Raw genomic sequence first — 14,182 nt, forward strand, 5'->3', positions numbered from 1 at the left:
AAAAGGAGCACGTAAGATCAAGTAAATAAATTCAGCTTCATATAGCTTTCATAATCCTATCTCCCTTATTTATCGACCTTTACGCTGAAAGCATCCCTTTAGGGGATACTTTCAGCTTTCAGCCGTCACCACAACCGCAGAAACATTCATCAGTCGCACAGCCTCCTAACCACTTGATACACATTTCCATACTCTGTGTGCCGACGCACCACCCCCGCTTTCAGCAGCACTTGGCCGAAGCGCATAGGATTGACGCTGCGCATGGCAGCGGAATTCTTTTGCTGAAGTTCCCTGAAAATCTGGGCAGCCGTAAGACCGATACACTTCTCACCGGAATTCGCCACACGAAAATAACTATGAAAAACATCCTCTGCGGGACAAACACGGTAGAACGCCTCATTCTGCACCTGCAACACCTGTTCCTCTTCTTTGGTGAACCAATCGCGCCTCCCCGCAAGCAGTTCCGCCTTCAGTTGTGCATAAATCTGGTCATGTTCTATATGGGTACAATCAATCACCCGCTCCACTTCCACGCAAAGAAAACGGCGGCTTCCCGTAGGGTCGGTAAGTAAGTCGAAACGGTTACTGGTACCAATAAAAGAGGCGACACGAGGCAGTTGGCGGAAGCTCTGCTGATAGGCCTTACGAATATTCAAATCAGACATTTGCATCAGGTTCTTCAGCAACGGCATTTTGCTTTCGGCATACTTATCAAACTCGTCCATATTCAGCAAGCCCATTTCCGCCAAAAGGCGTTCCGCCTGCCCTTGCGAAGTAAGCTTCAAATTATCCACATAATATCGCCGCAGAGCCATCGGCATCAATGACTTACAAAATGTGGACTTCTGCCGTCCCTGCTCTTGACTTACAAGAATAGGCGCTACACTGTTGGCATGTATGCCTGCCAGCCCCGACCACTGCGCGGCAAGCCCCAGCATCCAGATGTGAAATCCCTGCACCCAATGCGGACAGTCGGAAACCCGCAAGGCGAGCTGTGTCAGCCGGTCAACGCCGTCCCATTGCGGCAATTCCTCCATATAGAGCTGAAAGGGGTGATAATCGGGAATGTAAGTAGAATAGATATAGCGACTCAAATCCTTGTCCCAACAAGGGATACCCTCAGCATGAGCCTCAATGCAGAAAGCGTTCAGGTTTCGCTTACCGACAGGCAGGAAAGCGAAATCACGCTGCCCGGCAGGACGGAATTCGGTCTCTTCCGTCAACAGATTATAACGGAAATCATAACGTTTCGTCAGAAAATCCATAACCTGTCTCGTCAGGCGAACCGTTGTATTCGTGTTGTCTCCGGATTCCGACGCCTCCGATGTTTTCTTTTTCGCTTTCTGCCTTTCCGATAAAGCCAACAACTGTTGTGCCTCGCGCAACAAGCGACGTTGTTCCAATGTCATTAATTTCTTTTTCATAACTTCTTTTCATTTTAATAGTAAACAGGTTTCGTTTTGTCAGTACCAACGCTACGAATTTACTACAACGAGAAAGCGCTTTGCAAGCATTCCATCAACTATTTTCCAGAGAACACAGTTAGAAAGAAAGTAAGGACTTTCATAGGTAAATCTTACTAATATCACTATCTTTGTATGCTGACTTATAAACGGCCCACTCCAGTTGTTCACTCGACCAACTCCAGTCACTCATTCTACCAACTCCAGTCATTCACTCGACCGACTCCAGTGGTTCACTTTCAAGACAGCACCTTCGAGTCAACAAGTATATACATTTAAAGCATTAAGAAACAAGCATTATGGCAATAGTTTACGATTGGTACGAGAACCCCAACGCGGAAGGGGAATCGGAAGAAAGAGGGCTGCATCCCCGCCCGTTGCTCAACGGCAAAGTGAGCATGGAGCAATTATATTATCGGGTACACGAACGCAGTTCGCTCAGCGTGGGTGATGCAAAAAGTGCAATAGACACTTTGACCCAGCTTTGCGGAGAAGAGCTACGCGAAGGTCGGGAGGTGCACATCGAGGGATTGGGCTATTTTTCCCCCACTTTGGAGGCCACACAGAAAGTGACCCGCAAGACCAAGAACAAGCATTTGAAACTACGCTTGAAAGGTGTTAGTTTTCGCCCGGACATTCGTCTGAAAGCCGCACTGGCAGGTGTTACAGCCACCCAAAGTAAATACACGCGCCACTCCCTGCGACTCTCCGAAGTAGAGATAGATATGCGCTTGAAAGAGTATTTCACGGAACATGAACTGCTGCTTCACATCGATTTCCAGGAATTATGCGGCATGGCACGCACCACCGCCAACAACCATCTGCAACGATTGCAAAAAGAGGGCAAACTGACAAATGTAGGAAGACGCGCACAGCCGATCTATCGCCCCATGCCGGGATATTACGGTATGTCGAGGGATGCGGAACTCAAGAGATAAAGTTAGAAACACTTCCCTTCAAAATAAGTGAAAGAAAACGCATCGTCGCTATAAGAACTTTTGTTATCTTTGTGTCGTTATGTGACAAAGCAACAGATTAAAAAACAATAGTAGGAGGACAGAAAATGGATCCATTGGAATATATAGTACCGAACAGAAAGAGACTTCCCTACGGAATGATGAACTTTGCGGTTATTCGCCGCGAAGACTATTATTATGTAGACAAAACCCGCTTTATCCCCCTGATAGAACAGGCGGATCGTTTCTTTTTCTTCATCCGTCCGCGACGCTTCGGCAAGAGCCTGACACTGAACATATTGCAACACTACTACGATGTAAACACCCGCGATAAGTTCGATGACCTCTTTGGTGGCCTCTACATTGGTGAACACCCCACACCGAACCGAAATAGCTACCTCGTGCTCTATCTCAACTTTTCCGGCATCAGCGGCGAGCTGAATGATTACCGCAAAGGGTTGGATGAACACTGCGGTACTACCATCGAGAGTTTTTGTAAGAAATATGCCGACCTCCTCCCCCCGGACACCTGGGAAGAACTGCACACCAAAAGCGGAGCTGTAGCGCAACTGGAGTTCATCTATCAGGCATGCGAGCGTGCCGGACAGAAAATGTATCTCTTCATCGATGAATACGACCACTTCACCAATGCTATCCTTTCCAATCCCGAAAGTTTACGCCGATACACTGACGAGACGCATGGCGAAGGTTATTTGCGGAATCTATTCAACAAGGTGAAAGCAGGCACCTATTCCAGTATCGAGCGTTGCTTCATCACCGGTGTAAGCCCCGTGACGATGGACGACCTGACCAGCGGATTCAACATCGGTACTAACTACTCACTCTCACCGGATTTCAATCAAATGATGGGTTTCACGGAAGAGGAAGTACGCGAAATGCTGACTTATTATTCTACCACCAGCCCTTTCCATCATACCGTTGACGAGTTGATAGAAATGATGAAACCATGGTACGACAATTACTGTTTTGCGCAGGATTGTTACGGTGAAACCACAATGTACAATTCCAATATGGTGCTCTACTTCGTCAAAAACTACATTATACGCGGTAAAGCACCGCAAAACATGATAGAAAGCAATATCCGCATCGACTACGAGAAGTTGCGCATGCTTATCCGCAAGGACAAGGAATTTGCCCATGACGCTTCCATCATTCAGACTTTAGTGAGCCAGGGATTTATCACCGGTGATCTGAAAGACGGCTTCCCTGCCGCCAGTATCACCAATCCTGATAATTTCGTGAGCTTGCTCTACTATTTCGGGATGCTCACCATCAGCGGCATGCACGAAGGAAAAACCAAACTGACCATCCCCAACATGGTGGTACAGGAACAACTCTACACCTATCTGCTGAATACCTACAACGATGCCGACCTGAGCTTCAGCAGCTATGAAAAGAGCGAACTATCCAGCGCATTAGCCTATCGGGGTGATTGGAAAGCTTACTTCGACTACATCGCCGACTGCCTGAAACGTTATGCCTCACAGCGCGACAAGCAAAAGGGCGAATTCTTCGTCCACGGTTTCACCCTCGCCATGACTGCTCAGAACCGCTTCTATCGTCCCATTTCCGAACAGGACACGCAGGCTGGATATGTCGACATCTTCCTCTGTCCGATGCTGGAGATTTACTCCGACATGACGCACAGTTACATCGTGGAACTGAAGTATGCCAAGTATAAAGACCCCGAAACACGCGTGGAAGAATTACGCCAAGAAGCCATTGTCCAAGCCAACCGCTACGCCGACACGGACACAGTGAAACGTGCCATCGGCCACACCCAACTGCACAAGATTGTAGTGGTATATAAAGGGATGGAAATGCGGGTGTGCGAGGAAGTAATGTAATCTTCCTGAAAGCACTTCCCCATCCTTCAGACGGCAGTTTCAGCGGAAAAGCCAATGAATGAGACAACAATGAAAGATGAAAGAACTTTGCAGATAATCAGTGCGTACTGAATTATCTGCAAAGTTCTTTTTAATTGTCACGAAAGAAGACATATACGTCACAAATGTATAACACGCAAATCACTATAAACCACCATATTTGCAGGAAATATTATATCAATAAATCCAATAACATGAAACAAAAGATTCTTTTCTTATCATTCTTATTGGGAGCCAGTTCTCTCTTATTCTCCCAAAGCAAGAAAGATATAGTAGACTATGTAAACCCACTAGTAGGGACAGACTCCAGTTTCGAATTATCCAATGGTAATACCTATCCTGCCATCGCAATGCCCTGGGGGATGAACTTCTGGACCCCACAAACCGGAAAGATGGGAGAAGGATGGACTTATACCTATGCATCTAACCGTATCAGAGGTTTCAAACAAACACATCAACCCAGCCCTTGGATAAACGACTACGGACAGTTCGCCATCATGCCCATTACAGGTGAGCCCGTATTCGACCAGGACAAGCGTGCAAGCTGGTTCAATCATAAATCTGAGGTATCTACACCCTATTACTACCGCGCATTCCTCTCCGATCACAATATTACAACAGAAATTGTACCTACGGAGCGGGCAGCCATATTCCGCTTTACCTTTCCCGAGAGCAAGGATTCTTATGTAGTAATTGATGCATTCGACAATGGTTCGTATGTGAAAGTTGTTCCGGCCGAGAATAAGATCATCGGCTACACGACCAAAAACAGCGGTGGCGTACCGGCCAACTTTAAGAACTACTTCACCATTACTTTCGACAAGCCCTTCACTTACTCAGCAACCGTAAGCAATGGTGAAATCAAAGTAGGCCAACCAGACGTTAAAGAAAATCATGCCGGCGCCATTATCGGATTCGCCACCCGCAAGGGAGAAAAAGTATGTGCCCGAATCGCATCTTCCTTCATCAGTCCCGAACAGGCTGAACAGAATCTGAAAGAACTCGGTTCAATGAATCTGGAAGAACTAAAGCTGAAAGGTAAAGAACGCTGGAACGAAGTACTCGGACGAATAGAGGTTGAATCGGACAGCGAAGATCAACTTCGCACCTTCTACTCCTGTTTATACCGCAGCGTTTTATTTCCCCGGACGTTCCATGAGATTGATGCGGCGGGAAACATCCTGCATTATAGCCCGCACACCGGCAAGGTGATGCCCGGACGCTTCTTTACAGATACCGGCTTTTGGGATTCCTTCCGCGGAGAACTCCCAATGATTAACCTGATATACCCTTCCATGAGCCGACAAATGGAAGAAGGTTTCCTGAATGCCTATCTGGAGAGTGGTTTCTTCCCGGAATGGGCCAGTCCGGGACATCACGACTGCATGGTAGGCAATAATTCCGCATCAGTAGTGGCAGATGCCTATGTGAAAGGCAACATCAAACAGAATGCCGAGAAAATGTATGAAGGTTTGTTGCATGGAGCAAACAACCAGCATCCCACGGTTCCTTCTTCCGGCCGCATGGGCTACAAGGAATACAATGAATTGGGATATGTACCTTCCGATATCGGTCAAAGTGCCGCCCGTACCCTTGAATACGCCTACAATGACTGGTGTATCTATCAGATGGGGAAAAAACTGGGCAGACCCGCATCGGAACTGGACATCTACAAGAAACGCAGCCAGAACTATAAGAACCTGTTCTATGCTCCTTACCGCCTGATGAGCGGCAAAGACCGCAACGGCAACTTCCCGCAGCACTTCGATCCGGTGGAATGGTGGGGACCTTTCACTGAAGGAAACAGCTGGCATTATTCCTGGTCCGTATTCCATGATATGCGGGGCTTAATTAACCTGATGGGAGGTGACAAGAACTTTGTTGCTATGCTCGACTCTGTATTTACTACGCCGCCCGTATTCGGCGCAAACACTAATACCCGGCAAAGCCTGATACACGAAATGCGCGAAATGCAGGTCATTGACATGGGGCAATACGCACATGGCAACCAGCCCATACAACACATGATTTATCTCTATAACTACGCCGGGCAACCCTGGAAAACACAGTATTGGGTACGCGAAGTGATGAACCGTCTTTACCAGCCAACCCCTGACGGATATTGCGGAGACGAAGATAACGGACAGACTTCAGCCTGGTATGTCATGTCGGCATTAGGTTTTTATTCCGTCTGCCCGGGTACGGACGAATACGTGTTGGGCGCACCACTCTTCAGAAATGCCAAGATACATCTGGAAAATGGCAAAACTATCGAGATTTCTGCGCCCCTAAACAGCGATGAAAACCGCTATATCAGCGATGTACGATACAATGGCAAGAAGTATGACAAGAATTATCTGAACCACTCCTTATTGATAAAAGGTGCCAAAATCAGGTTCGACATGGACAGCCAACCCAACTATAAACGCGGAACAGAACCAGATAGCTTCCCCTATTCTTTCTCAGATAAAGAGGAATAATCATGATATATCAAACAATATGAAAAGAAAAATAGCAACTTTCTCCAGTCCCACGCCTTCAGCAACAATGGTATCTCGACATACAATTGTTATAGGTCAATCTCAAAATGCTGGTAATCCTTCAATGAGATCCAGTCTCCTCCCCATTCAAATCCGGCTTCCGTAAAGAGCCGGTATGCCAGGTCGTTGTGATCTATCTTGTACGGTATATCCGTCCTGTTATCACGGTCTAAAGCGTATGGCTCACCGGTAGCGGGTTCTATGTGCCAGGAACCGTCAGCTTTTTCCTTGACGTATGGATTGTAAAGCGTATTAATGTCGATGGCAAGGCCAAGTCCGTGCTTGGAAATCTTGGTAGTGGAGCCGGTCATGAAGCGGAAGTTGAACGATGAGGAGTTGTTGGCACGCATAGAACTTTCATCGTCGGCATCGTAGTTGTCAATGAGCACCATCCGCTCAATGCGGTAGTCCGCCAGGTAGAGCTGTCGAAATATGTCGATCGCTTTATCGGCAATGGCGGCGTTCACCACCATCTCACCCCGTTGGGGGTTGCCGTCAGCGTTGCGATGCAATACTTTTAGATAACGCAGTTCGGACCGATTCAAAGGACAGTTCTCTTTCCATGACTTGAGCCACATGCGGCTGAATATCTGGTCGCTGATAGCTTCCGAATAGAACCAGGCATCCACACCGGAGTGTTCTACGTCAACTTCGGACACCAAAGTTTCGGCTATCCACTCATCGTTAGGACTTTGATGTCCGAGGTCGTTGTCACATCCAACCAAGAGCAAGGTAAAGGACACGACAAAGAGCAGCAGGTATTTTCTTCTTATCATATTTGTTAATGTACTTATTATTTGTCTTTACTTCTCAAATTTCCACGTCGGCAGTTCGCTGCGACGAGTAGTGGAGGTACAGTAGAAGAGAGTGTCGCGGTAAGTGCGAATGTAGTCTATGGTCACAGTGTTGTCTGTAAAGCTCTTTACATGTACGGTTTGTACCGGCTTATTGGGGTCTGACATATAGAGGGTATCGTTGCGGAAAGCATATCGAAACCGTAGCTTATTCAACAGCGTATCATTTTGGATGGTGTAGAAGGTCATTATACTGTCCGGAGTATAGACTTCGTAGAATTGCTGTTCATGCGGGTTATTGATGTAGTCGAAAACTACGGTATCAGAAACGGCTCCCAGCACGGCTTGAGTCACTGTTTCATAATGCCATGTGCCAACGAAATCCGGCATTCCGGATTCTGTGGAATTTGTTTTGTTTGTTGTTCCTTTGCATGATACAAATGCAATTGTTGTCATCAAGACGATACTGACGATATAAAATAGTTGCTTCATAATAAAATGATGATTTATTGTTTATATTTTTTCTGATTTCAGCGAATTAATACATTCTTAAACTCTCTGGTGACAGTCTGTCCCGTAGAAGGTTCAAGGTTATAGAATACCGAGAGTGTTCCGTCTACTTCTATCGCTACATTTAATTCCATAGTCTGTCCGTCTTTAGTCACCATGCGCAGTTCACCGGTAGCATTGTTCACGCGCCAGTACATGCTGAGCGTTCTTTCATGCTCACCGAAACGTGCGTATACGGTAGATGAACCGTCCTCACAAAACAGAATGTCTGTTTCGCCCAAAAACCAACCTTCATCTTGCATTCCGGAGTGAATCTCCACCCACTCACCGTTTATCTTTTCGTAGCTCTTAGAGTAATTCCATTTGCCTATGAGCTTCTCGGCAAGCGTCTTCTGTGTTTCATCCATGCGGGAGTATTTCCATCTGAACTCACCATCCATCAATTCGCCTGTCTCCGCATCGAGAGCCTCGCCGTACCCCATTTCAAATGAAGTGGCATTCAGGCTGAGTACATCTACGGTCATTGTTCCGAGTGTCAGTTTGTTGGCGGCTTCGTCTGTCTTCCATTCGCCCAGGTTGAGCTTCGTGTAGCCATCGGGTGCCGTAAATGCGCTCAGCACTGTGCCGTCCGTGCGGATAGTATAGGTTTGTCCCTGACCTTCGGGGATGGGATCTTCCACCCACTTGCCATCCAGCTTTTTGTAGCTCTCCTTCATGCTCCACTTGCCGATAACATTCTCGGCGACGGGTTTCAGGATTTTATCATCAGATTCGGGTGTCGCTTCGTCACTGCAACCGGTGAAGGTGAAAGCAAGAATGGCGACAGCCATCATCATCAACAGTGCTGACATTTTTTTGATTGAACTTTTCATTTTGATTTTCATTATTTATTGTATCGTATTATTGTTAAATAGGTCAGAAAGCTAAGCACGCGCGAACTGCACAGCTGAAGTCCTTAAGGTCGTCGTCCATGTAACCGTATCGCATACTCAAGTAGTAAGCGTTGCGTTCAGGACTGTCGCTCATTTCCGAACTTGAACAATACCAGTCTTTCCATCCGTCGCCTCCGGCATTTTGGATACTCCTCAATATGACATCCCTGTTTTCGAGCCAATACTGGCATTGTCCGCCGGAAGGAAGAAACCAACCGCTGGTTTGGGATGGCGCAGGACATACAGTTTCATAATTCACGGCATGATAGACGGCAGGGAATGCATCTGAAAGATTCCAGTTTTTGTCTTTATTGAATGCTACAATGGTCTGCGTGCTGCTGTAGCCATTGAAACCGGTAGTCTGATTTCTGTCGCAACCTACCTCGGTCCATAACTTCCCCCATTGGCAGCCGCCATTGGCATCACGGAGAGCAAGCACATAACCGTGAACTTTCTGCATCGGAGTCGTACCGTCTTTCAATGTATAGTTGCCGTTGTCAACCAAGTCGCCGGAATCGTCGCGGCCTTTTTTAAGCACCACCCCTATACAGGCGGCTTTCTGCCAGGATGCCAATTCGGTAGATTTGTCGGCAAAGGAGCCGTCGGAGAAGTAGAAGTCACCCGTATCGGCATCCTCCATCGCCTTGTTGCCGATAGTCGAAATCGTCAAGTTTTCGTCATCAGCACTAAATATAGCCGTACACACAACCTTTCCCGTTCCCACGTTCGTAACCTGAAAGGTGTAATCCCCTTGCCACGCCTCGCCTTTGAGCGAATCGAATGCTCTCTGGCAAGCCTCGTAAACCTGCTTGTCACACTCTTCTATCGAACCTTTCTTGGTGAAAGGTTTGCCGGTGATACCAAGAGCTGACTGGAAGCCTTTCTCTATCTTGCTCATCTCTTCAAGAAAGTCGGGATGCGATGCCGACATGTTGGAGAAGCCGTATGTGTAAGTCACTTCTGTCACAGGATCGTCATCGTCACTGCAACCGGAGAAGGTGAAAGTAAGAATGGCGACAGCCATCATCGTCAGCAGTGCTGACATTCTTTTGATTGAACTTTTCATTTTGATTTATCATTTTTGAAATTTATAAATTCTGACATATTGGCTGAATAAAGATTGCCATAGTTTTCGGCATTATAAACCATTACATGGCTTCCGACAGTATTGATGAACAGCCGATAATAAAGGTCGCGCATAGCTACATCCTTGTTATCGGTTATTTGTTCGATAAAAGTGGAGGTGAAACGGTTGCTCATCCACACTTTCATCTCTCCGTTGAAGACATCAGCCTTGGATGTTTCGTCACCGTTGGCCGCAGTGATGAACAGCATTCCGGGGATGCCCTCGCACTGCTCCATCACACCACCCGAAAAACATGCCTCCACCATCATGAGAAGTTTACGGTAACGCCTTTTGAGGTTCATATCCTTAAAAACAGTGGACAGGTCATCGCCTGTCATGGCGTAAGGCTCCTCATCCCAGCACATGGCTCCCGGTACACCGTGTCCGCTCCAGAAAACGAACAGGTTGTCGTTTTCAGTAGATTCGATTACTGTGGGCAGACTTTCGCTTTTTCGTCCATTCAGAATAGCAAGTATATCTTTTGCCTTCAACGATGACATACGATAATCAATCTCTACATTCTCATACACATTGTTTCCCCCAATAGTCACCTGTATAACTCCTTTGTTGGGATTTGAGACATTATCGGCTATGTCATCCTCGACAATGAGAATGATACGGTCGTCGGTATATCCGGCCTGTCTGAGCTGCTGATAGATAGCGAGCACATCTGCCTGATGGCGGTAATTGGTCCATTCCTTGGAGGAAGCAACAAGGAGTGCCCAGTTGCCGGTATGTGCAGGGTAATTGAATTCCCCTGAATTGTTGAAATCCTGCATCTGAGAGGCTTTCCAGTTCCAACCGGCAAGTGTCGCATCCGTGCGGTTCCCTCCGTCGCTGGTGTTATAGTCAAGGATGATATACTGTCCGTTGTAAACCTTGAAATTATAGTAGGTGGTGGCAAGTACATTGGTAAACACCTTAGCATCGAACCTTAAATGCCCTGAAGCTCCCCGAACATATGGTGACTTTCCGGCAGCAAGCGCATCCACCACAAGCCCCATATCCTCACCTGTCCAGCTACCCATGTTCAAGCCTTCACCCGAAACAACGGCCCTTAATGATTTTTGTAACGACAACTCCGGTTTGAACTGCTGGTACCATGCGGCATAGCCGATGAGCATTGCAGCATCGTAGAGCTGTGACTCACCAAGAGTAGGTGTGGCATTGAAAAACGTCTTGTAACTCACGTCAAATCCCGATTCAGGATCGGCACCAAATGCGACTCCCTCTATACCTTCAGCTGCATCACCGTGAATCTTGAGCACATCCGCACCGTAGGCAGTATCCGAAAACAGCATTCTCGGTACACTACACCCGTTCAGGCTTTGTGTTTTATGCGCTTCAAGCATCGGTCCCATCTCTTCTATTTCAGAGGGGATGCATATCACATATTCTGCACCTGACTGCATGGCTTGGCGAGACACATCAGCTACATTTTCGGAGGTGTAAGTATAGCATCCCATGTTTTTCAGTCCGAGTTCGCGTGCCTGAAATGCGAACCAGTCAATGAACGTTTGTCCGTAATTGTCGTTCTCCTTGGCCAAAAGCGCCACGCTTTCACCCTCATAGTTAATCACCTTGGAGAGAAGCACCTCACATTGCGTAATGTCGGTCTCGGTCATCGCCCAGAGATAGCCTGTCGATGCATATGCACGAACCAGTTGTTCGGCGGTGGCGAGAGTGAAGAATGTTTTGCCCACAAGAGTCAGTTCTGCCGCGAGGATTGCCGCGTTGGATGAATACAGCCCACCGATTACGGCATACACCTCATCGTTGAATGCCAGCGATTGGGCAAGTTCTTGCACATCGACCTTTGCCTCATCGTAGTATTCAAACTTTAACCTTATACCTGCTTCGTGGTTTTTGAATGCACGCTCAAAGTTGGTTGTAAACATTCCCAATGTCCTTTTCCAATGTACATCAAGCCCTTTCTCCATGGGAAGCACCACGGCAACAACCTTCTCTGTCCACTGCTTGTTGTCAGGAGAATAAGAAGGCTCATCGTCCGAGCAGCTCCACAGACCAATCAGGCAGAGGAGCGGCGCAATAAGTTTAATAACCACTCGTTTCATAATACTCTTTCTCAAAAAGAATAGCCTGGTGACGCATTCCATTGACTAAGCTGCTGAAATCATTCACGTATCGGGGGGCGACCAGCCAGTCGGCATACCCGCTTTCAAGACCGTAAAGTTGGTTCTCCGGCATAATCCCCGTGACTACCCATTCCGTCAGATACCTGTAAATCAATTGGTCGATATGCTTAATAACCGAGCCAGTGATTCGGTTGGAGAGACTTGACTGGTCGATATCCATGCCCACCAGAAATGGTGAGTACTCAAATTCCCGGGAGTAGCGGTATATACCGGCATTAGAGCCACCTGCCACTGGGAAAATGAAGTCGTAATCAACCACCCAATCACTCATTTTCCGGTAAGCGAGCGAAGCCGACACATATCCCGTCCAATCATCCGCAAGATACTCCACATTGCAGTCACTGCCGTAGCCTGCAATAAAACCGTCTTTGGCTATGTTGATGGGACTGTCGGTATTATTAGCAAGCAAAATCAGAGGTGTCATCTCTGAACATTGTTTTGCACATACTCCTGCGAGGTATGAAGCTCCGAACATTGAAATCTGGAATGTATGAATGTTCTCGGCTTTATATTGTTTCCGGCTTTCAAAAAGCAGGATACTTTTGTTGGGTGTCAAGTCGTGCTCCGCCAGATGAAGTTCTGCCATTGGCTCATAATCGCTGCTACCCAAAACAAACAACACCGGAATTTCGCTTTCCGGTCGTTTGAGCCAGTCGGAGAAGATTTTCTCGGCTTCAAGCAATGATTCGGGCGAATAGATATAAATGTCAATCTCTTTATGTTCCATTTTGAATTTCTGAACGCCTTCAAGGATGCAGTCGTTATAGCTCATGTCGCCCAATCCGCTTGGAGAAAAAGAAAAACAATCTGTGGTGCCAGAGAAACCGGCTCCAACTCATCGGCATGATTGCAGGATGACAACGCTCCTGTTACCAGGAGCGTTGTCATTGCCAAAATAATACGGACAGGATTATACATACTATTCAAACTCACATCCGCATTTAGAGCATTTATAGGGTCCGGATGCAAATGTTTTCCACTTATGACCGCATTGGGGACATTCTTCAGTCCACCTTGCCGGGAAGTATTGGTCTATAGCAAGATTATCCCCGCTGAGGTATTCCTCTGGAACAATTACGACTGTCATAACCGGCTCTCTGAAATTCTTGAGTGCATTGAACGAAATAGTGTAAAAGACGCTTTCATCTGTCCCCGGCATAAGTGAGATTGTGCCGCAGTTGTCAGGGAGCTTGACAGTGCGTTGCTTTCCGTCCCATTGGTTGAGAATGAACTTCTCACACAATTCATGGGCTGCCTCCTTTGAGTCTGCAACCAATATAAGCCGAGTAGCATCATCCTTTTTCAGATAAAGATTTCCGGCTTCAGCTTGGTCGGCAATTATCTTGTCGATATTCTCCACCATTTTTTCTCCAGATGGTTCTTGTGGCTCATCGTCGTTGCTACAAGCAGTGAAAGCGAGCATTGCCATCACTGAAGCAAACATGATCGTTAAAATTTTCTGTTTCATTTTTAATTATTTTTTTAAATTTCTGTATTTGATATTGTAAATGGTTATTTCACCTGATTTATTCACGCACCAATATATCCTTGCGTCCCACGTCTGCCACACCTTCGCCACCAGCGTCGAAGAAGTCGAGCGAATAGGCGGTCAGAGTGCCATCCGGGTTTAAAGTGAAAGCGCTGTAGTCGTTGTATGACTCTCCGTCGATACCTTCATATGATTGGAATACATTCTCCCAACCTTCGTAATCTCTGGCTCCCCAGTAGTCATAATCGATACGCAATTCTTTTCCGCCTATACGTTCGTAGTAGGTGCTCGTGCCTATATCGCGGAATT

Annotated in this window: 12 protein-coding genes; 3 read left to right on the top strand and 9 right to left on the bottom strand. The window is 46.9% G+C overall.

Going from position 1 to position 14,182, the window contains the following annotated elements:
* Positions 1 to 149 precede the first annotated feature (149 nt).
* A complete protein-coding gene (locus tag BACCELL_RS08215) occupies positions 150 to 1,424 on the bottom strand; it encodes a VapE domain-containing protein (protein ID WP_007211233.1) in 1,275 nt (424 codons plus the stop codon).
* 338 nt (positions 1,425 to 1,762) lie between these two features.
* Between BACCELL_RS08215 and BACCELL_RS08220 the strand changes: the two genes are divergently transcribed.
* The 3 genes from BACCELL_RS08220 (at position 1,763) to BACCELL_RS08230 (ending at position 6,806) form a co-directional block, all read left to right on the top strand.
* The gene (locus tag BACCELL_RS08220; RefSeq protein ID WP_007211235.1) at positions 1,763 to 2,401 is read left to right on the top strand and encodes an HU family DNA-binding protein; all 639 of its coding nucleotides are present in this window, start codon (positions 1,763 to 1,765) and stop codon (positions 2,399 to 2,401) included.
* 125 nt (positions 2,402 to 2,526) lie between these two features.
* Positions 2,527 to 4,287: an AAA family ATPase gene (locus BACCELL_RS08225; protein WP_007211236.1), complete on the top strand. Its 1,761-nt coding sequence runs from the start codon at positions 2,527 to 2,529 to the stop codon at positions 4,285 to 4,287.
* A 233-nt stretch (positions 4,288 to 4,520) separates the two neighbouring features.
* Entirely contained in the window at positions 4,521 to 6,806 is a 2,286-nt protein-coding gene (locus tag BACCELL_RS08230; protein ID WP_007211237.1) for a GH92 family glycosyl hydrolase, read from the top strand.
* Between the two features lie 89 nt (positions 6,807 to 6,895).
* On the opposite strand, the gene BACCELL_RS08235 is transcribed toward BACCELL_RS08230, so the two are convergent.
* The 8 genes from BACCELL_RS08235 to BACCELL_RS08275 all read right to left on the bottom strand — a co-directional run.
* A complete protein-coding gene (locus BACCELL_RS08235) occupies positions 6,896 to 7,642 on the bottom strand; it encodes a M15 family metallopeptidase (RefSeq protein ID WP_007211238.1) in 747 nt (248 codons plus the stop codon).
* 27 nt (positions 7,643 to 7,669) lie between these two features.
* Positions 7,670 to 8,152: a hypothetical protein gene (locus BACCELL_RS08240; RefSeq protein WP_007211239.1), complete on the bottom strand. Its 483-nt coding sequence runs from the start codon at positions 8,150 to 8,152 to the stop codon at positions 7,670 to 7,672.
* A gap of 38 nt (positions 8,153 to 8,190) precedes the next feature.
* On the bottom strand, positions 8,191 to 9,042 hold the full coding sequence (locus BACCELL_RS08245) for a hypothetical protein (RefSeq protein ID WP_157133891.1): 852 nt from the start codon (positions 9,040 to 9,042) through the stop codon (positions 8,191 to 8,193).
* Between the two features lie 43 nt (positions 9,043 to 9,085).
* Positions 9,086 to 10,168, bottom strand: a complete 1,083-nt coding sequence (locus BACCELL_RS27320) for a hypothetical protein (protein ID WP_007211241.1) — start codon at positions 10,166 to 10,168, stop codon at positions 9,086 to 9,088.
* Positions 10,165 to 12,303, bottom strand: a complete 2,139-nt coding sequence (locus BACCELL_RS08260) for a C13 family peptidase (RefSeq protein ID WP_007211242.1) — start codon at positions 12,301 to 12,303, stop codon at positions 10,165 to 10,167. Before BACCELL_RS08260 ends, BACCELL_RS27320 begins: the two co-directional genes overlap by 4 nt.
* Positions 12,284 to 13,156, bottom strand: coding sequence for a BMP family ABC transporter substrate-binding protein (locus BACCELL_RS08265; RefSeq protein WP_007211243.1), 873 nt, complete (start codon positions 13,154 to 13,156; stop codon positions 12,284 to 12,286). The genes BACCELL_RS08260 and BACCELL_RS08265 overlap by 20 nt, the downstream gene beginning before the upstream one ends.
* A gap of 147 nt (positions 13,157 to 13,303) precedes the next feature.
* A complete protein-coding gene (locus tag BACCELL_RS08270; protein WP_007211245.1) occupies positions 13,304 to 13,852 on the bottom strand; it encodes a hypothetical protein in 549 nt (182 codons plus the stop codon).
* 58 nt (positions 13,853 to 13,910) lie between these two features.
* A partial coding sequence (locus tag BACCELL_RS08275) for a hypothetical protein (RefSeq protein ID WP_007211246.1) occupies positions 13,911 to 14,182 on the bottom strand: 272 nt, incomplete at its 5' end.

Source organism: Bacteroides cellulosilyticus DSM 14838 (assembly GCF_000158035.1).
Taxonomy (GTDB): domain Bacteria; phylum Bacteroidota; class Bacteroidia; order Bacteroidales; family Bacteroidaceae; genus Bacteroides; species Bacteroides cellulosilyticus.